16 protein-coding genes and 2 pseudogenes are annotated in these 22,354 nt (G+C 72.1%); 12 read left to right on the top strand and 6 right to left on the bottom strand.

Going from position 1 to position 22,354, the window contains the following annotated elements; all coding sequences use genetic code 11:
* Positions 1 to 182: 182 nt before the first annotated feature.
* Together KVT44_RS29815 and KVT44_RS29810 are read left to right on the top strand one after the other, a co-directional pair.
* Positions 183 to 884: a response regulator transcription factor gene (locus tag KVT44_RS29815; RefSeq protein WP_217569942.1), complete on the top strand. Its 702-nt coding sequence runs from the start codon at positions 183 to 185 to the stop codon at positions 882 to 884.
* Positions 872 to 2,167, top strand: a complete 1,296-nt coding sequence (locus KVT44_RS29810; protein ID WP_217569940.1) for a sensor histidine kinase KdpD — start codon at positions 872 to 874, stop codon at positions 2,165 to 2,167. Before KVT44_RS29815 ends, KVT44_RS29810 begins: the two co-directional genes overlap by 13 nt.
* A 9-nt stretch (positions 2,168 to 2,176) precedes the next feature.
* On the opposite strand, the gene KVT44_RS29805 is transcribed toward KVT44_RS29810, so the two are convergent.
* From KVT44_RS29805 to KVT44_RS29795, 3 genes are all read right to left on the bottom strand, one after another.
* Positions 2,177 to 3,244, bottom strand: a complete 1,068-nt coding sequence (locus KVT44_RS29805; RefSeq protein WP_217569939.1) for a hypothetical protein — start codon at positions 3,242 to 3,244, stop codon at positions 2,177 to 2,179.
* A gap of 87 nt (positions 3,245 to 3,331) precedes the next feature.
* The gene (locus tag KVT44_RS29800; RefSeq protein WP_217570131.1) at positions 3,332 to 4,486 is read right to left on the bottom strand and encodes a PP2C family protein-serine/threonine phosphatase; all 1,155 of its coding nucleotides are present in this window, start codon (positions 4,484 to 4,486) and stop codon (positions 3,332 to 3,334) included.
* Between the two features lie 113 nt (positions 4,487 to 4,599).
* Positions 4,600 to 5,235 carry an NAD(P)-dependent oxidoreductase gene (locus KVT44_RS29795; RefSeq protein ID WP_217569938.1) on the bottom strand — a complete coding sequence of 212 codons (636 nt, stop codon included), beginning with the start codon at positions 5,233 to 5,235 and terminating at the stop codon, positions 4,600 to 4,602.
* A 184-nt stretch (positions 5,236 to 5,419) separates the two neighbouring features.
* Between KVT44_RS29795 and KVT44_RS29790 the strand changes: the two genes are divergently transcribed.
* Together KVT44_RS29790 and KVT44_RS29785 are read left to right on the top strand one after the other, a co-directional pair.
* Entirely contained in the window at positions 5,420 to 5,848 is a 429-nt protein-coding gene (locus KVT44_RS29790) for a hypothetical protein (RefSeq protein ID WP_099925523.1), read from the top strand.
* A gap of 242 nt (positions 5,849 to 6,090) precedes the next feature.
* The gene (locus KVT44_RS29785; RefSeq protein WP_217569937.1) at positions 6,091 to 6,990 is read left to right on the top strand and encodes a hypothetical protein; all 900 of its coding nucleotides are present in this window, start codon (positions 6,091 to 6,093) and stop codon (positions 6,988 to 6,990) included.
* Here the strand turns inward: KVT44_RS29785 and KVT44_RS29780 are convergent.
* Positions 6,905 to 8,245, bottom strand: a complete 1,341-nt coding sequence (locus KVT44_RS29780; protein WP_217570129.1) for a PLP-dependent aminotransferase family protein — start codon at positions 8,243 to 8,245, stop codon at positions 6,905 to 6,907. The two genes, KVT44_RS29785 and KVT44_RS29780, sit on opposite strands and share 86 nt — an antisense overlap.
* Before the next feature lie 117 nt (positions 8,246 to 8,362).
* Here KVT44_RS29780 and KVT44_RS29775 point away from each other — a divergent pair, with 117 nt between their 5' ends.
* The 3 genes from KVT44_RS29775 (at position 8,363) to KVT44_RS29765 (ending at position 12,249) form a co-directional block, all read left to right on the top strand.
* Entirely contained in the window at positions 8,363 to 9,148 is a 786-nt protein-coding gene (locus tag KVT44_RS29775) for an alpha/beta fold hydrolase (protein ID WP_217569936.1), read from the top strand.
* A 113-nt stretch (positions 9,149 to 9,261) separates the two neighbouring features.
* Positions 9,262 to 10,227, top strand: a complete 966-nt coding sequence (locus KVT44_RS29770; protein ID WP_308314155.1) for an endonuclease/exonuclease/phosphatase family protein — start codon at positions 9,262 to 9,264, stop codon at positions 10,225 to 10,227.
* A gap of 39 nt (positions 10,228 to 10,266) precedes the next feature.
* Complete coding sequence (locus KVT44_RS29765; RefSeq protein ID WP_217569934.1) at positions 10,267 to 12,249, top strand: FUSC family protein; 1,983 nt, start codon at positions 10,267 to 10,269, stop codon at positions 12,247 to 12,249.
* On the opposite strand, the pseudogene KVT44_RS29760 reads toward KVT44_RS29765, so the two are convergent.
* Positions 12,170 to 12,415 (bottom strand): annotated as a pseudogene (locus tag KVT44_RS29760) (snapalysin family zinc-dependent metalloprotease); the annotation flags it as partial. The gene KVT44_RS29765 and the pseudogene KVT44_RS29760 overlap by 80 nt on opposite strands.
* Here KVT44_RS29760 and KVT44_RS58430 point away from each other — a divergent pair.
* Positions 12,398 to 12,538, top strand: a pseudogene (locus KVT44_RS58430) (LysR family transcriptional regulator); the annotation flags it as partial. The pseudogenes KVT44_RS29760 and KVT44_RS58430 overlap by 18 nt on opposite strands.
* Positions 12,539 to 12,574: 36 nt before the next feature.
* On the opposite strand, the gene KVT44_RS29755 reads toward KVT44_RS58430, so the two are convergent.
* Positions 12,575 to 14,659, bottom strand: a complete 2,085-nt coding sequence (locus KVT44_RS29755; protein WP_217569933.1) for a PhoX family phosphatase — start codon at positions 14,657 to 14,659, stop codon at positions 12,575 to 12,577.
* Positions 14,660 to 14,901: 242 nt separating this feature from the next.
* On the opposite strand from KVT44_RS29755, the gene KVT44_RS29750 reads away from it, so the two are divergent.
* The 4 genes from KVT44_RS29750 to KVT44_RS60635 all read left to right on the top strand — a co-directional run bounded on the left by KVT44_RS29750 (position 14,902) and on the right by KVT44_RS60635 (position 22,346).
* Positions 14,902 to 16,575 carry a VWA domain-containing protein gene (locus KVT44_RS29750; RefSeq protein ID WP_217569932.1) on the top strand — a complete coding sequence of 558 codons (1,674 nt, stop codon included), beginning with the start codon at positions 14,902 to 14,904 and terminating at the stop codon, positions 16,573 to 16,575.
* A 180-nt stretch (positions 16,576 to 16,755) separates the two neighbouring features.
* A complete protein-coding gene (gene metG, locus KVT44_RS29745; RefSeq protein WP_099921629.1) occupies positions 16,756 to 18,480 on the top strand; it encodes a methionine--tRNA ligase in 1,725 nt (574 codons plus the stop codon).
* A gap of 130 nt (positions 18,481 to 18,610) precedes the next feature.
* Complete coding sequence (locus tag KVT44_RS29740) at positions 18,611 to 19,087, top strand: hypothetical protein (RefSeq protein ID WP_217569931.1); 477 nt, start codon at positions 18,611 to 18,613, stop codon at positions 19,085 to 19,087.
* 115 nt (positions 19,088 to 19,202) lie between these two features.
* Complete coding sequence (locus KVT44_RS60635) at positions 19,203 to 22,346, top strand: VCBS repeat-containing protein (RefSeq protein WP_217569930.1); 3,144 nt, start codon at positions 19,203 to 19,205, stop codon at positions 22,344 to 22,346.
* Positions 22,347 to 22,354: the final 8 nt, after the last annotated feature.

Below are 22,354 nucleotides of genomic sequence, written 5' to 3'. Positions count from 1 at the left end.
CATCGGCGCCGTGGCCCGGAAGCCCGCCTCCCCGGGGGAGGGCGGGCTTCCGCATGTCTCGGACAGTTGTTCCCGACCTGGCCTCACTACCTGCCGGTACGTGTCACCATACGAGCCGCTCTGTTTGAAATTGACATTTCAATCGACGTCTTCAACAAAATGTGCCAGTAAAGGAACAGGACATGACCACCCCTGTCCCCTTCGACTCCCCCGCCCGGCTCCTCGTCGTCGACGACGAGGAGCATCTGCGCGCCATGCTCACCATGGCCATGGAGTTCCTGGGATTCGAGGTGACCGGCGCGGCCACCGGGCGCGAGGCGCTCCACGCCGTCGCGCGCGGCCGCCCCGACCTCGTGCTGCTCGACATCAACCTGCCCGACCTCGACGGCTTCGACATCTGCCGGACCCTGCGGACGCGGGGGCACACCATGCCGGTGCTGTTCCTCACCGCGCGCAGTGACGTCGACGACCGGGTGCGCGGACTGGACCTGGGCGGCGACGACTTCGTCACCAAGCCCTTCGAACTCAAGGAGATCGCGGCCCGCGTACGGGCCCTGCTGCGACGCACCGCCGAGCGCCCCGCCGAGCGGCACACCCTGCAGGCCGGTGCCGTGCGCCTGGACGTCCACACCCACGAGGTGTGGGCCGCGGGCGAACCCGTCGGCCTCACCACCACCGAGTTCGCCCTGCTGCGCTATCTGATGGAGAACCCGGGCCGGGTACTGTCCCGCGCCCAGATCCAGGAGCGGGTCTGGAACCACCGCGCCGACGGCTCCGGCATCGTCGACACCTACGTCTACTACCTGCGCCGCAAGCTCGGCGACGCCGGAGCGCCGCTCATCCGGACCGTACGCGGGGCGGGTTATCTGCTGTGCTCGGACTGACGACCGGGGAGCCGCGCGACCCGCACCGCGCACCCCCGCGACCACCGGTCGCCGCCGGTTCACGGGCCGTCGCCCTGTGGCTCGCCGCCACGCTGGTGACCCTGGGCACGGTCGCCGCGCTCTCCGCGCAGGCACTCGGCCACCACCTCGTGCTGCGCACCGACGAGGAGATCGAGAAGTACCGCGGCGTCCAACTGAGCGAGGCGGCCGGCGTGACGGGCCCGAACGGGCGCCCCGCCCTGGACCGGTCGTGCCTGATCCTCGTCCTGGACAGCACCGGCCGGGTGACCGAGCGGTACGCGGGCGCCCCGGACCTGCCGTCCTTCCCCGCCCTCGCCCCGGCCCGGCTGGCCGCCCTCGCCGCACGGGGGCACCCGGTGGGCATCGGCGGCACCTACCGGGCGCTCGTGGTGCGCCCCCGGGGCCCGGCCCCGGACCGCGACCGCACCTATGTCGTCATCGCCCGCTCGATGGCCGACGCGCACCAGGCCGTCACCCGGCTGCTGCGGGCCGAGGCCGCCGCCTCGCTGGTGCTGCTCGCCGCGGTCGCGTGCGGTGCCCGGTGGCTGGACGGCCGGGCGGCCCGGCAACGGCTCGACTCGGAACGGCGGTTGCGGGAGTTCCTCGCCGCCGCCGGACACGAACTGCGCAATCCGCTGACCACCATCTCGGGGTACGCCCAGCTCGCCCGCGTCGGGCATCCGTCCTCCGAGCGGATGCGGGAGGAGGCGTTCGGACGGATGTCGACCGAGGTGGAGCGGATGACCTCGCTCATCGACGAACTGGTGCTGCTGTCCGAACTGGACCTCGGCCAGTCCCTGCGGGTGCGGTACGTGGACCTGGCGGAGCTGTGCCGTGCCGCCGTCACCGCCGCCCGCGACTGCCATCCCGACCATCCCGTACGGCTGCTGGTGGCGCCCGGCGAGCACACCGTCGCCGGGGATCCGCTCCGGCTCCACCAGGTGGTCGCCAACCTGCTGGCCAACGCCCGCACCCACACCCCGCCCGGCACCACGACCACGCTGGGGCTCGGCACGGAGGGCGACCACCGGGTCATCGAGGTGACGGACGACGGGCCGGGGGTGCCGGACGCGCTGCGGGCCAGGATCTTCGACCGGTTCGTACGGGGCGAGGGCGCGAGCGCGGGCGGTGGCGGGAGTACGGGCAGCGGGCTCGGGCTCAGCATCGTCGCGGCGATCGCGGCGGCACACGGCGGCACGGTGACGCTCGAACCCTCCGACCGCGGCGCCTGGTTCAGGGTCAGACTGCCCGCCGGGCCCTGAACCCGACCGTCACACCCGCGCCTGGAGCCTGCTGAGGTGCCGCTGTATGTGGTCGAGGGCGCCCCGTCGGCGTCCGGGCACGCGCAGCCTCAACTCGGCCAGTGCGGAGCCGAGTTCGACGGCCCGCGCGGAGTCGCCGATCTGCCCCCACTGGTGGTGGGCCCGGTCCACGGCCGACTCGACGGCCGGGGCGTCGGCGGGCTGGCCCACGTCCAGCCGGTGTCCGGCGATCGCCAGCCAGGTGCGGCAGCTGCCGACCGGGTCGCCCGCGAGCATCGCCAGGTCCGCGCGGACCTCCGCCCAGTGCAGGGCCTGTTCGGAGGCGACGCCCCAGGTGCGGGCCGCCTCCTGCTCCCAGCGCGCGGCCAGTGCCGCGGCCTCGTCGTGCCGGCCGGCCTGCGCGGCGGCGGTGATCGCGGCGTGCGGGTCCGGGACCACGGGTATCCGCGCGGGAGCCGCCAGCACGATCCCCGACGGCCCGCTCTCGGCCTCGATCCGGGCCAGCGACTGCTGGTGCAGCAGCGGGAGTTCGGGGCGCCGGCCGCTGCGCAGGATCGTGGCGAGGGCCTTCATGTACGCCGGTGACGCCACCGTGCGCCGGGGCGGCGGCGGGGCGACGCGCCCGTACAGTCCGACCCCCGTGCCCGCGGTGAGCGGGCTCGTCGCGAGGTGCTCCCAGGTCTCCGCGTCGGCGTGCAGGTCGACCAGGAGCTCGGTGGTGCCCGGTGCGCGCAGCCGGAGCTCCTCGGTGATCCAGTGCCAGGGGAAGGCCGTGTAGCGGACGGTCGAGGGGGTGGTGCGGGCCAGCGCGAGGTGCGGCAGGCGCTGGCGGCGGTCCAGTTGGAGCTGGCCCGTCACGAACATCGTCAGCGGGCCGGGAGCCGTGGCGGCCGCGCGCAGCCGGGTCAGCACGGCCTGCGGCTCCAACGGGTCGGCCAGTTCCACCACGTTCGCGGTGTCCGTGCCGGACAGCACCGCGGGGGACACCGCCGCGAGCACGGGGAGTACGGACGCCGCGTCCACCAGACACCCCTTGCCCACCGGTGAGGCCGCGAGGAGCAGCACGGTTCCGGGCATGGTTCCCTCCCTCCCCATCGATCACGTACGCCAGCACCGTAACCGCTGCGCCTGCGGAGGGGGGACGGCAGCCGGGCAAACGCCCGCCTATGGCCGGCTTGTGCCCCCGCCCGTGCCCTCCGGGACCACGTTCGGCGACACCACCGGCCTGGGGTCCCCCCGTCGTCGTACCGCGAAGATCGTGGTGTCGTCGGCCAGCCGCCCGCCGCTGTGCCGCAGTGTGCCGTCGCGGACGAGTTCGACGAGGCGCTGCGGCTCGACGGTGCGCGGGTCCTCGGTCAGGGCGCGCGTCACCCGGTCGAAGAGCGGGAAGAACGCTCCGTCGGCGTCGCGGGCCTCGGTCACCCCGTCCGTGACGAGGAGCAGGGTCTCGCCGGGGACCAGGACTGCGGTCAGGACGAGCGGCTGGTCGGAGGTCAGCTCGGCGAGACCCAGCGGAAGTCCGTGACCCGGCGGCAGGGTACGTACGCCGTCGGGCGCGACCACGAGGGGCGGCTCGTGGCCGAAGTTGACGAACTCGACGGTGTCCCGGGTGTCGTCGGGGAAGCCCACCAGGACGGCGGTGGCGAAGCGGTCGCGGTCGTCGAGGCCGACCGCCGTGCGGTAGCCGACGTGCCGGAGCATCCGCACCTCCAGACGGTCGGCGATCGTCCGCAGGAGGGGTTCGTGGTACGCCGCCTCGCGGAACGTGCCCAGCAGCGCGGCCGCCGACTCCACCGCGCCCAGCCCCTTGCCCTGTACGTCACCGAGGAGCAGCCGGGTACCGAAGGGGCCCGGCTGGATGTCGTAGAAGTCCCCGCCGACCCGGGCCTCGCTGTCGGCGGTGAGGTACACGGCCGCGTGGTCGAGGCCGCCCCAGCCCGGCGGCATCGGGCGCAGCACCGTGCGCCGGGTGGTCTCGGCGACGTCCTTCATGTGCAGCATGCGCCGCTCGCCGCGGACCCGTACCGCACAGGCCAGGACCGCGAGGACGCCGCCCACGCTGACGAGGATGAAGTCGGGAAGGCCGGTCTGGTACTGGTGCTGCCAGGACGCGTCCACCTCGACGTAGGTGACGACCGCCAGGCAGGCGAAGATCGCCGTGGTCCACACCCCGCAGATCGCCGCCGCGATGCTGGGGACGAGGACAATCCAGGAGATGATCCGGAACTGGTCGGAGGTGTTCCAGTCGGCCAGCCCGATGCCGATGAGCAGGAGCAGCGGCGGCACCCAGGCGACGCTGTGACCGCGCAGCCGCAGCATCTTCTGCCGCTGGACGGAGTCCTCGCGCTGCTCCGGAGGCACCGGGCCGAGCAGCGGCGACAGGTCTCGGATGCGTCGCAGGCCGCCCACGTCGCCGTACCATCCGTTCCTCGTCAGTACGCCACCGACATCCGGGCGCGCGGGTGGGCGGACGTCTCCAGCTCGTCGACGAGGGCGATGGCGTAGTCCTCGGCGCTGATCCTGCTGTTGCCGTGCTCGTCGGTGAGCAGCCGGTCGCCGCCCAGGCGGAAGACGCCGGTACGGGCGCCGGGGGCGATGTCGGCGGCGGGCGAGATGTACGTCCAGTCGAGGTCGTCGACCGTGCGGTAGAAGTCGAGGGCGTCGCTGTGGGCGCGCGCCTCCGCCACAACGGCCTCCGGGAAGCCGGGCTGGTCCACGAGCGCCTGTCCGGGCGCGACCTCCAGACTGCCCGCCCCGCCCACGATCACCAGCCGCCGCACCCCGGCCGCCCGGGCGGCCTCCACCAGCGCCGTGTTCAGCGCCAGGAACGGCCCCCGGGGATCCGTCCCGTCTCTCGGCGGTACGCAGGCCGAGACCACCACGTCCGCGCCCGCCACCAGCTCGGTCACCTTCGCCGTGTCCGAGGCGTCCGCGGCGGTCGCCGTGACCCCGGGGACCGGCGACTGCCCGGAGCGGCTCACCGCCAGGACCTGGTGCCCGCGCGCCGATGCCTCCGTTGCGATGCGGCTGCCGATCATTCCGGTGGCGCCGAAGAGTACGACCTTCATGGGGTTCAGCGAAACACGAGGCCAAAACCCCCGCATCCCGACTTGCCAGCCACCCGGCCGGGGTGTGACCTGGAAGGCGGGGCGAGGAGAGAGGAGTGCTCCCATGACTCACGCGGCACCAGTCTCGAAGGCGTCAGGGGCACGACACGGAGCGGTGACAGGGCGTACGGCGGGAACGGCGGGAATCGCGGGTTCGACCTGGGCGGCGCGGACGCACCGCGCACCCGATGTCTTCGACGCGCGCACCCACGCCGTCGCGAAGTGGGCGGTGCCCGTCGTCGGCGGGCTGATCTACGGGTACTGGGCGGCGGCCAACGTGCGCGACGCCGGACCGATCACGGGCTGGAACGTCCTGTTCGGGTTCGTGTGCGCGATCGTGGTCGCGGCCGCCTACATCGGCGTCCGCATGCTGGCGCCGGTGCTGAGGCGTGAAGAGCACGCGCTGGCGTGGGCCGTGTTCGCGGGCGTCACGTTCGGGTTCCTCTTCAGCCTGACCGGTGAGTCCGTGCTGCGGTCCACGTCCGTGGCGCTGGGGGTCGCGGTGTTCGTGTTCGCGGGGAGCTTCTACCGCTACTACACGCACGAGGACGCGGCGGGCCATCCGGTGAACTGACTCGGCGGCACGCCGACGCGACGCCACGGCATGGTGCACGAGGCCCCGGCAGGCTGCCGGGGCCTCGTGCACCTCCCTCACTCACCTACCCCCTGGGACCAGGTCCCAGGAGTCTGGGGAAGAGCCGCTACAACCAGGTAACACCCGTTCGGGTGAGCTCTCCACCGGAGCGGCTTGTCGTTTGCACCCGTATGGAGTCACTCCGCTCGCGCTCGCCCCCCACGGGGCCTTTGCCTGGTGAGGTGTCCCCTCGTGTGCGCAGCACCCTGTCGGCCGTCCTGATCGCCCTCGCCTGCCTGTTCGCGCCGCTCGGCGCGCTGTCGACCTGGGCGGCGTACGGGATCGGCGACGACGAGCGCTACGCGGCCGCGATGGAGCCGCTCGCCGCCGACACGGACGTACGGGAGGCGATCGCCGCGGCCGTCACGACCGGGATCCTGCGCGAAGTCCATGTGCGGGCACCGCTCCAGGGGCCGGTGAACCACTTCGTACGGGACGCGGTGCGCTCGTTCACGCTGACACCGGCGTTCCACACGGCGTGGCAGGCGGCGAACCGGGCCGCGCACGAGGCGGTGATGCGGGCGCTGCGCAGTGACCGGGAGGAGGCCGTGACGATCGACCTCGCCCCGGTCGCCGAACAGGTCAGGAGTCAACTCGCCGACGCGCACGTGCCGTTGTCGAACCGTATCCACGTCGAGCACACCGAGATCACGGTGTTGCCCTCGGAGGATCTGGCCGAGCTCCGGAAGGGGTTCCATGTGCTTGAAGTCGCCGGATTCTGGCTGCCCGTCTCGGCGGCCGTCCTCGCCGTGACGGGCATCCTCGTCGCGGTGTGCCGCAGACAGGCGGTGCTGGCCACCGGGCTCGGCACGGCGCTGGGCGCCGCGCTGCTCGGCGTCGCGGTCGCCGTCGGTCGCCGGCTCACCCTCGCCGACCTGCCGCCCGACGTGTCCCCCACGGCGGTGGGCGCGGTCTACGACGCCCTCACCGACACCCTGCGCCTGGTCTCCTGGGCGCTGCTCGCGCTCGGCCTCACGGTCGCGCTGACCGCCCTGCTCACGGCCGCGTACGCGCGACGTCGGCGAGCGTCCCGAGCGCCCGGGCCAGCTCCGGCGGAGCCACCGACGCGAGTCCGAGCCTGACGGCGTCCGCAGCGCCCGCCGCGGCGGCGGGGGCGGCGGCGAAGGCCGAGCCCGGGGTCACCGCGATCCCGCGCGCCGCTGCCGCCGCCGTGAACGTGTCCGCCCGCCATGGCGCGGGCAGCTCCCACCAGACCTGGTACGCCCGCGGATCGGCCCGCACACGGAACCCGGCGAGATGCTCGGCGACCAGCCCCTGCCGCAGTTCCGCGTCCGCCCGCTTGGCGGTGACCAGCCGGGCGACCGTGCCGTCCGCCAGCCAGCGCACCGCGGCCTCCAGCGCGAACCGTCCCACGCTCCAGGCACCGGAGCGCAGCGCCGCCGCCACGTCCTCGACCCGGTCCTCGGGTACGACGAGAAAGCCGACGGTGAGGCCGGGCGCGACCCGCTTGGAGAGGCCGTCGACGAGGTAGGTGCGCTCGGGGGCGTGGGCGGCGAGGGGGTCCTGGCCGGTGTGGAGGAAGGACCAGATGCGGTCCTCGACGAGCGGGAGGTCCAGGTCGCGTGCGGTGTCGGCGAGTTGCCGGCGGCGCGCGTCCCCCATCGTCGCGCCGGTCGGATTGTGCAGGGTGGGCTGCACGTACAGGGCGGACAGGGGCGCCGAGCGGTGGGCCGCGGTGACCGCCTCGGGCCGCAGCCCTTCGTCGTCCATGGCCAGCGGGACCAGAGTGACGCCGAGCCGCGTCGCGATCTCCTTGACCAGGGGGTACGTCAGTGCCTCGACGCCGACGCGGCCGCCCGGCCGGACGAGGGAGGCGAACGCGGCGGCGATGGCCTGACGGGCGTTGCCCGCGAAGGCCAGCCGGGACGGGGCCGGACGCCAGCCCGGCGTGGCGAGGAGGCCGGCGGCGGCCTCGCGGGCGGCGGGCGTACCGGTGGCGGGAGCGGTGCGCAGGGACTCGGTGAGGACGTCGGGGCGCAGCAGCGGGGCGAGGGCGGGCGTGAGCAGCTCCGACTGGCCCGGCACGGTGGGGTAGTTGAGCTCCAGATTCACGAGCGGGGCCGGGGATTGGGAGGACGGCTCGGCGAGGGCGCGTCCCGAGGCGACCGGGGCGGCCCGGACGAAGGTGCCCCGCCCGACCTCGCCGACCACCAGTCCGCGCCGCACCAGTTCGGCGTAGACGCGTCCGGCCGTCGATCCGGCGATCCCGCGCCGCCGGGCGAACGCCCGCTGCGGGGGCAGTCGTTCGCCGGGTCTGAGCCGCCCGGCGGCGATGTCGTCGGCGAGCCGGTCGGCGATGCGCCGGTAGTCGTCCACCACGTGAAGTCCCCCTGTTCGCGTTCTGGATCGCGGTATCGGGCCGCACCGCCTGGATTGCACCGAGGGCAAAGATCCTATTGCACCGAGCAGTTGGCCGGACCTAGGGTCGTGACCATGGCACCCTTCCTCGCATACGAGGACAAAGGGGGCGCCGCCGATGCCGCGGCGCTCCCTCTCGTCCTGATCCACGGCCACCCCTTCGACCACACGATGTGGACCCCTCAGATCGCCGCGTTCTCGTCGCGACGGCGAGTGATCGCCCCGGATCTGCGCGGCTACGGCGCGTCTCCGGTGGTCCCCGGCGTCACGCCCCTCGCCACCTTCGCCGAGGACATCGCGGCGCTGCTGGACCACCTCGGGGTGGACCGGTTCATCCTCGCCGGACTCTCCATGGGCGGCCAGATCGCGATGGAGTGCTACCGGCTGTTCCCGGAGCGGATCCGGGGGCTGGTGCTGGCCGACACGTTCCCGTCGGCCGAGACCTCGGAGGGCAGGAAGGCGCGCGCCGCGATGGCGGACCGCCTGCTGCGCGAGGGCATGGCCGGCTACGCCGACGAGGTGCTCTACAAGATGGTCGCGCCGTACGCGGACGCGCGGGTCGCGGCGCACGTGCACCGCATGATGACCGCCACGCCGCCCGAGGGCGCGGCGGCGGCCCTGCGCGGACGGGCCGAGCGCCCCGACTACCGCGACCTGCTGACCCGCGTCACCGTCCCGGCCCTCGTCGTCGTGGGCGCCGACGACGAGTACACCCCGGTCCCGGACGCCGAGGCGATGCACGCGGCGCTGCCGCACTCGACGCTCAGCGTGATCGCCGCGGCGGCCCATCTGCCGAACCTGGAGCGACCGGAGGAGTTCAACGGGGCGCTGGCGGACTTCCTGGACGGACTCGACGCCTGAGCAGACGCCCCACCCGTCTTTGAGGGAGGATTCGGGCACGCCACGCAGACGAGCGGAAGGCAGGCCCAGACTTGGAGACTGCGGTGACCGCCCCGGCGGGGTCCGGGGAGCGGGTGGAGCGGTCCGGGGGCCGGCGGATCGGGGCCTGGACGGGCGGACTGCTGCTGGCCGGGGTGAGTGTGGTGGTCGGGTGCCGGGGCGCCGACAGCGACGGCATCACCCCCGTGCCCCAGCTGCTCGCCTTTCTGCCGTGGCTCCTCGCGCCGACCGCCCTCGGACTCCTGCTCGCCCTGTTCGCCCGCTCGCGGGTCGCGATGGTGTGGGGTGTACTGCTGCTGGGCGCGCTCGCCTGGTACATCGAGCCGTACGGCAGGACCGCCGAGCCGACCGGGAGTCCGGTCGCCGAACTGCGCGTGATGACGTCGAACGTGCAGTTCGGACGGGGCGCCCGCGCGCTCGTCGCCGCCGTCGAACGGCACCGGCCCGACATCGTGTTCGTGGAGGAGTGCGAGTACACGTGCTCCGCCGCGCTCAAGAAGGCCTTCCAGGGCCCGGGGGGCGGCTATCCGTACCGCGTGTCCGTCGAGGGCGCCGGGTCCGACGGCTCCGTGATCATCAGCCGGTTCCCGCTCGCGGTGGCGGACGGCGTACGCGGGACGATGGGGATGCCGGGGGCCGTGGCCGACGTACAGGGGCACTCCGTACGGCTCCAGCTCGCGCACCCCATGCCGCCGCTGCCGGGGCAGGTCGGACTGTGGCAGCGCGAGCTCGGCGAACTGCGCGACTACGCCGCCGGGGGCAAGGACAGCTCCACCATCCTCGCCGGGGACTTCAACGCCTCCCAGGACCACGCCGCGTTCCGCCGCATCCTCGACACCGGACTGCGCGACAGCGCCCGCCTGGCCGGCTCCCCGCGCACCCCCAGCTGGCCCGCCCGCACCGCCCCCACCCTCGGCGCCCAGATCGACCACGTCCTCGTCTCCCGGGACTTCTCCGCGAACGCGGCCACCTTCCTCGGCATCGCCGGCAGCGACCACCGCGCGCTCGTCGTCGATATCACCCTTCACCAGCACAAATGAGCCCCAGGGGCGGTGGCGCAATGCGGTCATAATGGGTCCATGCCCCGCCAGTTGCCCAGTGTTCTCACCCCTCCCGACTGGCTGGTCAGGAACCTCCGACCGCAGCAGGCCTCCATGCCCTGGGCCGCCGCCGCGCGCGCCGCGATCGCGCTGGCCCTGCCGCTGGCGATCGGCCTCGCGGCGGGCGAACCCGCGTACGGCGCCCTCGCCTCCATGGGCGCCCTGTCCGGCGTCATCGGCGACACCGCGGACGCCTACCGCATGCGCATCTTCAACATCGCGGTCCCCCAGCTCTTCGGCGCGATCGGCGTCACCATCGGCTCGCTCGTCTACGGCCACGGCTGGGTCGCCGTCGGCGCGGTCACCGGCGTCGCGCTCGTCTCCGGGATGATCTCGACGATCGGCGCCGTGGCCTCCGTGTCCAGCCTGCTGCTCCTCCTCAACTGCTCCATCGGCGCCGGACTTCCCCTGCCGGGACCCTGGTGGCTGGCGCCCGTGCTGATGTCCGGCGGCGGCCTCCTCGTGCTGGCCCTGGCCCTGCTCGCCTGGCCGCTGCGCTCGGGCATCCCCGAACGGGCCGCCGTCGCCCACACCTACCGGACCGTCGCCGACCTGCTCGCCGCGACCGGCACCGAGCGGTACGTCGACATCCGCCTCGCCGTCACCCAGTCCCTCAACCAGTCCTACGACCTCGCCCTCGCCCGGCGCGCCTTCCACCACGGCCGCAACCCCGAACTCGCCCGGCTGCTCGCCCAGCTCAACGCCATCACGCCCGTCGTCGAAGCCGCCCCGGCGGCCCACCAGTTCCACGAGCCGCTGGCCCCCGAAGTCCCGGACGCCGTACGCCACCTCGCCGACGCCGTCGAGACCGGCTACACCGGCCCCATAGGGCTCAGCCTCCCGGTCCCCACCAACGAGACCGCTCGCGCCGTCGACCACGCCCTGCGGCACGCCGCCGACGTCGTCAGCGACCGGTCCGCCGGCAAGGCGTCCCTCCGCAACGTCGACGACCGCCTCGGCAGGCCCTCCCCCAAGCTCTCGGCTTCGCTCGACCAGGGGGGACCCCCATCCCTGCGCGTCCGCGCCACCCGCGCCTCCCGCAACGTCCTGCTGTCCGCCGCCTCCTGGCGCTACGGCCTGCGCCTCGCCCTGTGCATCGGCCTCGCCCAGGCCCTGGTCTCCCTCGTCCCGGTGCCACGCTCGTACTGGGTCGCCCTCACCATCACCTTCGTCATGAAGCCCGACTTCGGCTCGGTCTTCTCCCGGGCGCTGCTGCGCGCGCTCGGCACGGTGGCAGGACTCGTCGTCGCGGCCGTCGTCCTCGCCCTGGTGCCGCTCGGCTGGTGGGACGTGCCGGTCATGTTCGTCCTCGGCCCGCTCATCCCGGTCCTCGGCCGACGCGGCTACGGCTACCAGACCGCCGCCGTCACCCCGGTGATCCTCCTCCTCTCCGACGTGCTCAACCATCTGGGCACCGCCCTGCTCGTGCCACGCCTGGCCGACTCCCTCATCGGCTGCGCGATCGCCCTCGTCGCCGGCTATCTGCTGTGGCCGGAGAGCTGGCACACCCGGGTCGGCGACCGCCTCGCGGACGCGGTCGCGGACACCGCCCGCTATGTGGAGTACGCCTTCGGGGCGGACGTCGACCCCGCCGCCCGCGCCCGGATGCGCCGCCGCCTCTACCGCGACCTGTCCGGCATCCGCACGGAGTTCCAGCGCGCCCTGAGCGAACCGCCGCCCAGCGGCCGGCGCGCCGCGGCCTGGCTGCCGCTCGTCGTCGCGGTAGAGCGGATCGTGGACGCGACCACGGCCGCCGGGGTGCGGATCCGGCACGGCGCCCAGCGCCCCTCCCCGGCCGAGATCTCCCACGTCGCGCTGCAACTGCGGGAGTTGTCGGACGGGCTGCGCGAGACCGACACCCTCGTCGCGGTCCGTACGGATCTCACGGGGCCGTCCGGCAGTGTGCTGGAGCCGCTGCGCCAGGAGGTCGCGGCGGCCCGCGCCATCGCGTCACCGCACTGACCGGTCCGGAAACGGGGGGGTGGGGACTGGCTGTTACGGGCTGGCGGGCGTCGGTCTTGCTCAGGGCCTTGTCCAGTGCCTGTGCGAGACCGTTGGCCCAGAGCTGGTTGACGCGCGAGCGCTCGGTCGCGTTGGGGATCGCGTTGGTGCAGGACGGGCCGAGGCCGAGCTGGACGGCGTCTGTCCGGACTTGGCGGAGGCGTACCGGGAGACGGCACAGCAGTCCCCGGCGTACCGGGAGTGGCTGGAACGCAGCGGCGTGGACAACCCCGTCCCAGCCCTCCCCTAAGACCCGTACGCGGCTTTCGCGACGACTTCCGCGGCCTCAGACCCCGATGTCGCAGCCGTCCGTGCGCCACACCGAGACGACCGCCGGGCGCACGATCTTCCCGGGTCCGTCGGGCCAGTTGCTCGCCGGTTTCTCCACCGACGCGCCGTCGATCTCGCCCGGGTGCTGGACCGCGACGAGTACCCGCCGGTCCTGGATGATCGGCCCGCAGGTCTCCGCGCCGGTCGGCACCGTCAGGAACTGCTTCAGCTCACCGCGCCGCTCGCCCTTCGTCGCCACGCCCAGCAGGCCGTCGTGCGAGCCGAGCTGGTTGCCGTCCGTGGAGATCCACAGGTTGCCGTGCGGGTCGAAGGCCACGTTGTCCGGGCAGGAGATCGGGCTGACCCTGTCCTTCGGGAAGCCGGCGAAGTAGGTCGCGGGGTCGGCCGGGTCGCCCGCGACGAGGAACAGCGACCAGCCGAAGGTGGTCGCCTCGGCGCGGCCTCGGCGCTCGGTCAGCTCCAGGATGTGCCCGTGCTTGTTGGCGTTGCGCGGATTGGCCTCGTCGGCGCCCGCGGACCCTGCCTTGCCACGGTTGGTGTTGTTGGTCAGAACGACATAGACCTTGCCGGTGTGCGGGGAGGGCTGGATGTCCTCGGGCCGGTCCATCTTGGTGGCGCCGACCTTGTCACCGGCGAGCCGCGTGAAGACGAGGACCTCCTCGGCCGTCATCCCGTCCACGTGCGAGACGGCCCCGCGGGCGGTCGCGGTGGCCAGCGGAATCCACTCACCGCTGCCGTCGAACTCCCCGTCCGCCGGAAGCTTCCCGCTCCCGTCGATGTCGGCGGCGGGGGAGTCGCCGGTCAGCCGGGCCACGTAGAGCGTCCCCTCGTCGAGGAGGGAGAGGTTGTGCTCCCGGACGGAGCGCGAGGAACCGTGCCGCATCCGCTTGCTGCCGACGAACTTGTAGAAGTAGTCGAAACGCTCGTCGTCGCCGGTGTAGACGACGGGCCGCCCGTCGTCCGTCAGCCGCACGGTCGCGGCCTCGTGCTTGAAGCGGCCCAGCGCGGTGTGCTTGCGGGGCGTGGAGGAAGGGTCGTACGGGTCGAACTCGACGACGTATCCGAAGCGGTGCGACTCGTTGGGCTCCTGCGCCACGTCGAACCGCTTGTCGAACCGCTCCCACTTGCGCTCGGTCGCGCCGGTACCGAGCCCGTACCGCTTGTCGGTGTCACGGCTCGCGTTGGCGAAGTACTGGTTGAAGTTCTCCTCGCCGTGCAGCGTGGTGCCCCAGGGGGTGGTGCCGCCGGAGCAGTTGTTGAGCGTGCCGAGCACCTTGCGGCCGGTCGGGTCCGCGGAGGTCTTGAGCAGGTCGGACCCGGCGGCGGGGCCGGTGAGCCGGAACTCGGTGGTGGCGGTGACACGACGGTTGAGGGCGTGCCGGGTGACGGCGGTGAGCCTGCCGGTCCTGCGGTCCTCCTCGACCACGACGGCGGACAGACCGTGGGCGGCCCACGCCACCTCGACCTGCTCACGGGTGGGGTTCGCGGGGTCGTACCCGCGGAACATCAGCACCTCGTCGGTGTACTCGTGGTTCGCCACGAGCAGCTGCCGACCGCGCTCACCGGGCAGCGGGAGGAGAGCGAGGAAGTCGTTGTTGTAACCGAACTGGCCGGCCTGGGCCTTGGCGGTCTGGTGCTCCGGGTCGAAGGAGGGAGCGCCGCGCAGGATGGGCTCACCCCAACGGATGACGACATTCTGGCCATATCCACCGGGGACGGTGACGGCGTCGGCGGTGTTCGGCGCGACGGGGCTGAACCGGAGCCCGCGCGCGGCCTTGTCGACCGTGTGCCCGGTACGGGCCGCGACACTCCCTTCCACCCCCTGAGCGGCCTGCGCGTCCTGGGCGCCGGTACCGACGACCGCCGCACCCGTCGCCGTGGCGACCGTGACGACGGCCGCGGCCCGCATCATCGAACGGCGACCGATCGCACCGGCGATGACATCACCGACGTACGCGTTGTCGCTGGTGTTGGGCACCTCGTGGAAGCAGGCGTCACCACAGCGGAACCGACAGGTCAGGGCGGATCGCCCGCCGGGATGCGAACCGGGCGTTCCGATCAACGGCAGCAGTCTGCGCACTTTACTCTCCCCATACGAATCCTTGGTGTAAGCGTGACGCTAGGGGGGTGCGGGTGCAAGCACCCTGCGGCCGGGTGAACAGAGTGTGAACCTCCCGCTCTCGCAGGGGTCTTGATAACGCTCTTGACACCGCTACCTGTCGGTACCCGACCCTGCCCAAGATCGCCGGAGACGGCCGCTAACCTTACGTGTCCGTCCTGGCCAGGGATTGACGGCTTCAACTCATGCGAAGGGTTGCGCACATGGGCATTCTCACTCTCCTGCGGAACGCGTTCGGCCGCTCACGCCAGGGGCGTGACGCCGACGCGGAGACCTCGCCGACGGAGGCTACGGCCCCCACGGTCCCGGCCCCTGCCACCGAGCCGGAGCCCACGCCGGCTCCTGCTCAGGAGGCCGAGCCAAAGATCCCCGCACCTTCGTCGGAGCCGTCCGTGGTGGACGAGCTGGTGTCGGCGGCCTTCGACAACGTCACGGTCCCCAAGCCGGCGGAGCCGGTGCTTGAGGAGAAGGCGACCGAGGAAACGAAGGCGACGGAGGAGACGGAGGAGACGGAGGAGAAGGCCGAGACGGAGCCGACTCCGACAGCCGCTTCCGCTTCTACTTCCGCTTCCGCTTCCGTTTCGATTCCGTCTCCGGCTCCGGATCCCGAGCCGATGAGCACGGCCGAGGCCGAGACCGAGGTCGCGGCGGAGCCCGAGGCCGAGCCTGAGGTCGAGGTAGAGGCCGAGGCCGTGGTGGAGGCGCCCGCGCCCGAGCCGGAGCCCGTCGTCGAATCGGAGCCGGTCGCCGAAACCCCCGAGGTGTCCGCCCCGGAGCCCGAGCCCGTGGTCGAAGAGGCGCCCGAGCCCGTGGCCGAAGAGGTCTCCGAGCCCGAGCCGGAACCCGTCATCGAAGAAGCCCCCGCGCCCGCCGCCGAGGAGACCCCGGAACCGGTCGCCGCGGAGGCCTCCGAGCCCGTGGCCGAAGAGGCTCCCGAGTCCGCCGCGGAGGAGCCCTCCGAGCCGGTCGCCAAGGAAACCCCCGCCCCGGTCACCGCCGAGATCACCCCCGCCGAACCGACCACGGAAGCGGTCATCGAACCGGTCGCGGAACCGGTCACCGAACCGGTCGCAGCCTCGGTGGACGAGCCCGTCGCCGCCGACGGCGATCAGCCCCCGGCAGGGCCACCCGCAGCCGACGACGAGAGCGTCACGGGTGGTGCGGGTGGGGAAGAAGACCCGGCCGAAGGCGAAGCCGAGGCCGGAACGACCGGCGCCCCCGCCACCCCCCTCACCCACGTGAAGACCCACGCCCCCGACCTCGCCACCGCCTACCAGGAAGCAGGAACGGCCCTCGCGAAGAGGGACCTCACCGGCACCCGGGCCAAGGTCTACCTCGTCCTCGACCGCTCCGCGTCCATGCGCGCGTACTACAAGGACGGCTCCGCCCAGGCCCTCGGCGAGCAGGCCCTCGCCCTCGCCGCCCACCTCGACCCCGAGGCCAAGGTCCAGGTCGTCTTCTTCTCCACCGAACTGGACGGCACCGGCGAGCTCACCCTCTCCGAGCACGAGAACAAGATCGACGACCTCCACGCCGGCCTCGGCCGCATGGGCCGTACGAGCTACCACATCGCGGTGGAAGAAGTCGTCACGCACCACCAGAAGTCCGGCACCACCGACCCGGCCCTGGTGATCTTCCAGACGGACGGCGCCCCGGACGCCAAGACCCCCGCGACCCAGTCCCTCACGGACGCGGCGAAGGACCACCCCACCGTGTTCTTCTCGTTCGTCGCGTTCGGTGAGCACGACAACAAGGCCTTCGACTACCTCCGCAAGCTGAAGACCGACAACACGGCCTTCTTCCACGCGGGCCCGACCCCGCGCGAGCTGACCGACGCGGAGGTCTACGAGGGCGTACTGGAGAACTGGCGCCCGTAGCACCCCGTAGGCCCAACAAGAACAACCGGAGGCCGCCCGTTTCCCACCCCTTGAAAAGGGAAACGGGCGGCCCACCCATGTCGGCTACGATTTCAAGGTTCGCAAGACGACCGACGGTACGACCAGAACCGACGATCGTCACCCCACGTAACGACACGTAACGACTTGGGAGCAGCCGCGATGGCTCGACACCTCATCACCAGCGCCCTTCCGTACATCAACGGGATCAAGCACCTGGGCAACATGGTGGGGTCCATGCTCCCGGCGGACGTGTACTCCCGGTACCTCCGCCAGCGCGGCCACGACGTCCTCTACATCTGCGCGACGGACGAGCACGGCACCCCGGCCGAGCTGGCGGCCAAGGAGCAGGGCCTGCCGGTCGACGAGTTCTGCGCGCAGGCGCACGACGCGCAGAAGGCGGTGTACGACGGCTTCGAGCTGGCCTTCGACTACTTCGGCCGCAGCTCCAGCCCGCAGAACCGCGAGATCACGCAGCACTTCGCGCGCCGCCTGAACGAGAACGGCTTCATCGAGGAGCGCGCGATCCGCCAGGTGTACTCCCCGGCGGACGGCCGCTTCCTCCCGGACCGCTATGTGGAGGGCACCTGCCCGCACTGCGGCTACGACAAGGCCCGCGGCGACCAGTGCGAGAACTGCACCCGCGTGCTGGACCCGACCGACCTGATCAACCCGCGCAGCGCGATCTCCGGCTCGACGGACCTGGAGGTCCGCGAGACCAAGCACCTCTTCCTCCTCCAGTCGAAGCTCCAGAGCGAGGTCTCGGAGTGGGTGGCGCGCCACGAGCACGAGTGGCCGCAGCTCGCCTCCTCCATCGCCCGCAAGTGGCTGACGGAGGGCCTGCACGACCGGGCGATCACCCGCGACCTGGACTGGGGCGTCCCCGTCCCGGCCGACACCTGGCCGGAGCTGGCGGCGGAGGGCAAGGTCTTCTACGTCTGGTTCGACGCGCCGATCGAGTACATCGGGGCGACGAAGGAGTGGGCGGACCAGGACCCGGAGAACCGCGACTGGAAGTCCTGGTGGTACGAGGCGGACTCCGGCGAGAACCCGGTCCGCTACACGGAGTTCATGGCGAAGGACAACGTCCCCTTCCACACCGTCATGTTCCCGGCCACCGAGCTGGGCGTGCGCGAGCCGTGGAAGAAGGTCGACTACGTCAAGGCCTTCAACTGGCTGACGTACTACGGCGGGAAGTTCTCCACGTCCCAGAAGCGCGGTGTCTTCACCGACCACGCCCTGGACATCCTGCCCGCGGACTACTGGCGTTACTTCCTGATCGCCAACGCCCCCGAGTCGGACGACTCGTCCTTCACCTGGGAGCACTTCACCGCCACGGTGAACAAGGACCTGGCCGACACCCTCGGCAACTTCGTCAACCGCGTCCTGTCCTTCTCCAAGAAGCGCTTCGGCGAGGAGGTCCCGGCGGGCACCGCGGCGGGCGAGGCGGAGGCGAAGCTCGGCGAGGAGATCGCGGGCCTGCTGGCCGAGTACGAGACCCAGATGGAGGCCCTCCAGTTCCGCAAGGCCGCGGCGGCGCTGCGCGCCCTGTGGTCGGCGGGCAACTCCTACCTGGAGGAGAAGGCCCCCTGGCTGGAGATCAAGACCGACCCCGACGGCGCGGCCCTGACCCTGCGCACGGCGATGAACCTGATCCACCTCTACTCGGTGGTCTCGGAGCCCTTCATCCCCGCGTCCTCCCGCGCGATGCGCTCGGCGTTCGCGCTGACGGACGACACGGCGGCGTGGGTTTCGGCGGACGAGGCGAGGTCCCTGTCCTCCGTCCCCGCGGGCACCCCCTTCACGGTTCCCCCGGTCCTGTTCGCCAAGATCACGGACGAGGACCTGGAGTCGTACAAGGAGCGCTTCGGCGGCGCACCGGAGTAGTGACGGCGTAGGGAGGGGCCCGGCACCGAAGCGGTGCCGGGCCCCTCCCTTTTCCCGCCGTCCGTCTCACCCTTCGGCCGGAAACCGACCCCGCTGGTGACATGCTCTTGACCACCCGTATGGTTTCGCCATGGCAGTCCCTCCGGTCATCCCGATCGCCTACGAGCCGAAGTCCCGCACCGAGAGCATCGGTCGCTACGCGGACGGCCAGTTCCTGGCGTCGATCACCTACGCCTTCCCCGAGGGCTACCGTCCCGACGATGGCTGGGAACAGCACAAACGCCTCTACACGGTGCTGCACACCTTCGACGCCGAGGGCCGCTACCGCGACTCGGAGATCTGGTGCGCGGGCACCTGGGCCGAACAGCAACGGGCGCCGGACGGACCGGACTCGGTGCTCTCCCGCGCCAGGGCCCATCTGGCGAAACTCCTGCGGAGCCTGCCCCGCCGCTCCTACACGAACATCGCGATCCGCCCCTTCCAACGCACTGTCGACGGCGTCCTGTTCGGCCTGGTGATCAGGGAGGACGAGGAGGAGGCCTGGGCCGAGCTCTACCCGGACCGTCTCGCGTTCGCCGAGCCGTGGAACGGCCAGTACGACACCTGAGCCGCGCGGCGCCCCCCTTCCCCGCCCTTTGCCTTTTCTTGAACAAAAGCCAAACCCGCTGGTAGCATCCGGCCACTTGGCGAGGGTGGGGACCCTCGCGGGGAGGGAAACTCACGTGGGCAGACACGCCCTGAGACGGGGCGGTCTTGCCGCTGCCGTCTCCACACTCGCCGTCGCCGTCACGGCCACGGCGGTCACCGTGCTCGCGCAGGGGCCGGGCGGCGCGACCGCCCAGGCGGCGCCCGTGGCGGGCGCGGGCACCAAGGAGATCACGCTCGTCGACCCGAACACGGACACCCCGCGCGTCGACCGGCCGCTCACCGCGGGCCCCACCGGCTTCCTGCACCGGCAGAGCGGGGTCGACGGCCTGCTGTGGACGGACTACGACGACGGCTCCACCGTCACCGTCGAGAACGCGAACGGCGTCTACACGCCCGGCGCGGGCTGCACCTACCTCGGCTCGCTGTGCCGGACGGCCTGGTACGGCTCGGACGGCGACCTGGTCGCCCTGCCGACGTCCCTGACCAGCAAGTCCGTCACCCTCTGGGACCCGGCGACGCACAGGACGTCGACCGTCACCTCGGACTACTACTACCGGGCACTGGCCGGTGACACCGTCGTCACCGGCCGCACCCTGATCGACTCCGTGGCCGGCGAGCGGCGCGAACGCTTCGTGACCGGCGACTGGTTGACCGTCCAGGACCAGGCGGTCGTGGCCGCCGACTCCGACGGCGTACTGGTCGAGAGCGGCACCGCCCTGTACTACATCGACGTCGACTCGGCCGTCGGCACCCGGGCCTTCAGCGACGTCACCGCCAACTCGTCGTACGTACAGAGCGCGGACCGCTTCGGCTGGTACGAGCCCGGCACCGGCGACCTCCACCTCAAGTCCCGCACCGACCCGGCCGCCGCCGAGGAACAGGTCGTCGACCTGCCGAACTTCGGTGCCCTCGACGGCGACCCGGTCCTGGTCGGCGACTGGCTGCTGCTGCCCACGGACACGAACACCGGCACGGCGATCACCGCGGTCTCGCTCACCGACGGCTCCTCGCGGACCCTGCTGGGAGCCTCCGGCGCGTACGCGATCCACGCGTCCGGCGACGACGCCCTCGTCACCGGCGGCACCGGCGCCGCCGACTGGTGGGTGCAGCGCGTCGGCCAGGCCGCCGACGGCTCCCCGGAGCTGACGAAGGTGCGGGAGATCCCGGCGGCGGAGAACGCGAAGACGGGGCTCGCGCTCAGCCGGGGCAGTCTGCGCGTGGCCGAGGAGAGCCCCTCCTCCACCTCCGACACCACGTCGATCCGGACCCTCACCACGGACGGCGCCGCCGGCCTGACGGCCTCCGCCGCCACGGCGGGCGACTCGGTCCGACCCGCGTGCCCGTACGCCGGCACCACCTGCTCGGCGATGTGGGGCAACCGCGGGGGCAGGCCCGAGGACGTCTACCTCATGACGTTCGACGACGTCAACGACGGCGGCACCGGCCTCCCGAACGCGGACAAGCTGGTCGCCATCGGAGACGCCACGTCGAACTACACGCTGGAGTTCGGGACCCAGGGCGGCAGGATCGTCGACGTCTCGGACGGCTACGCGGTCTACGACTCCGGCGGCACCACGCCCATGCAGTACGTCGGCCGGTTCGGTTACGGGCAGCAGCTGAAGCGCACGATCCGGGCCGCGGCGCTGAACGGCTCCACCCTCTGGAGCGCCGCCTCCACCGCCGGCAAGCTCACCTCGTACAGCCTGACCGAGCAGAAGACCCTCTCCACGGTCACCATCGCGGGCGCGGGCTGCGTCCCGACCGAACTCCAGACGGCGGGCCGCTGGGTGTACTGGTCCTGCGGGGACTCGGCGGGTGTGTACGACACCAAGGCCGGTACGTCCGTGCCCGTGACCCCCGGTGACGTCCTGCTCGGCGACGGATTCACCGTCCGCCACGACCACACGACGGACGAGCTCGTCCTGACCGACGCGGCCACCGGCGCCACCCGTGCCATCGCCTCCGGGCTCCCGGACTCCGGCCTGGCCACCGACCGCCGCTACCGGTGGACGGTGGACGAGTACACGGGCCTGGTCGCCTGGTTCGACACGTACGAGCGGACGCATGTCGCGACGACCGGGGTGACCCCGTCCGCCCCGACCGTCTACGACGGCGCGGCCGACGACCTCATCTGGTCCAAGTCCTCGGACACCGACTCCAGGACGTGGAACGGCTACTGGCTGCTGTCCCGCCCCGTCACCTCCTGGTCGCTGGCCTTCACCTCGGTCCAGAGCGGCGAGACCGGCAAGGCGGGCCGCACACTCACCGGCGGCGCCGCCACCGCCTGGCTCTCGCCGACCTGGAACGGGAAGGCGACGAACGGGACCTACTTCCCCAACGGCCCCTTCAAGTGGACCCTCAAGGCGACCGGCCTCGGCAGCGCGACGGCGGCCACGGTGACCACCGGCACGGGAATAGTGTTCGGCGGCGCGGCGGTACGCCACGACTTCAACAGCATCGAGGGCGAACCGGACGGCGTCGGCGATCTCCTCACCCTCAACTCCTCCGGCGGTCTGAGCTACCAACACGGCGTGGGCAACGGCAAGTTCTCCGAGAAGACGACCGGCACCGGCTGGGCCACCTCCATCAAGGCGGTCCCGTTCGGCGACCTCAGCGGCGACCGCTGCAACGACGTCCTCGTCCGCTACAGCAGCGGGGCGCTGCGCCTCTACAAGCCGGGCTGCGGCAGCGCGCTCAAGCCGTCGTCGTCGTACACCACGCTCGCGACGAGCGGCTGGACGCAGTACGACGTCCTCACCTCGCCCGGCGACATCAGCGGTGACGGCCGCCCGGACCTGGTCACCCGCAACTCCTCCACCGGCGCGGTCTACCTCTACAAGGGCACGAGCACGGGGAAGCTGTCCTCCCGCGTGAAGCTCTACGACAACTGGAAGGGCTACAAGAAGATCGTCGGCGTCGGCGACCTCAACGGCGACGGCATCGGCGACCTGCTCGCCCAGGACAAGTCCAACACCCTCTACCGGTACGCCGGTAAGGGCAACGGCACCTTCGCTGCCCGGGTGAAGCTGTTCACCAACTGGGGCTCCACGTACGACACGGTCGTCGGCATCGGCGACCTGAACCGCGACGGCAAGGCCGACCTCGTGGCCCGAGACACCGCCGGAAAGCTCTGGCGCCTGAACGGAAACGGCGCCGGTTCCTTCGGCGGCCGTACGCAGATCGGCACGGGCTGGGGCGGCTACAAGTCCCTGTCCTGAGCCTTCGA

This window comes from Streptomyces sp. GbtcB7 (assembly GCF_019091445.1).
In the GTDB taxonomy this organism is placed as follows: Bacteria; Actinomycetota; Actinomycetes; order Streptomycetales; family Streptomycetaceae; genus Streptomyces; species Streptomyces mirabilis.
Note: the sequence above shows the minus strand (reverse complement) of the source record. Positions and strands in the feature narration are given on the sequence as shown.

Excerpts from the sequence above, each read along its gene's own strand:
- KVT44_RS29750 (WP_217569932.1), top strand. The coding sequence starts at position 14,902 with ATGGGCATTCTCACTCTCCTGCGGAACGCGTTCGGCCGCTCACGCCAG.
- KVT44_RS29800 (WP_217570131.1), bottom strand. The coding sequence starts at position 4,486 with ATGCTGCGGCTGCGCGGTCACAGCGTCGCCTGGGTGCCGCCGCTGCTC.
- KVT44_RS29765 (WP_217569934.1), top strand. The coding sequence starts at position 10,267 with ATGCCCCGCCAGTTGCCCAGTGTTCTCACCCCTCCCGACTGGCTGGTC.
- metG (WP_099921629.1), top strand. The coding sequence starts at position 16,756 with ATGGCTCGACACCTCATCACCAGCGCCCTTCCGTACATCAACGGGATC.
- KVT44_RS29795 (WP_217569938.1), bottom strand. The coding sequence starts at position 5,235 with ATGAAGGTCGTACTCTTCGGCGCCACCGGAATGATCGGCAGCCGCATC.
- KVT44_RS29740 (WP_217569931.1), top strand. The coding sequence starts at position 18,611 with ATGGCAGTCCCTCCGGTCATCCCGATCGCCTACGAGCCGAAGTCCCGC.
- KVT44_RS29775 (WP_217569936.1), top strand. The coding sequence starts at position 8,363 with ATGGCACCCTTCCTCGCATACGAGGACAAAGGGGGCGCCGCCGATGCC.
- KVT44_RS29815 (WP_217569942.1), top strand. The coding sequence starts at position 183 with ATGACCACCCCTGTCCCCTTCGACTCCCCCGCCCGGCTCCTCGTCGTC.
- KVT44_RS29805 (WP_217569939.1), bottom strand. The coding sequence starts at position 3,244 with ATGCCCGGAACCGTGCTGCTCCTCGCGGCCTCACCGGTGGGCAAGGGG.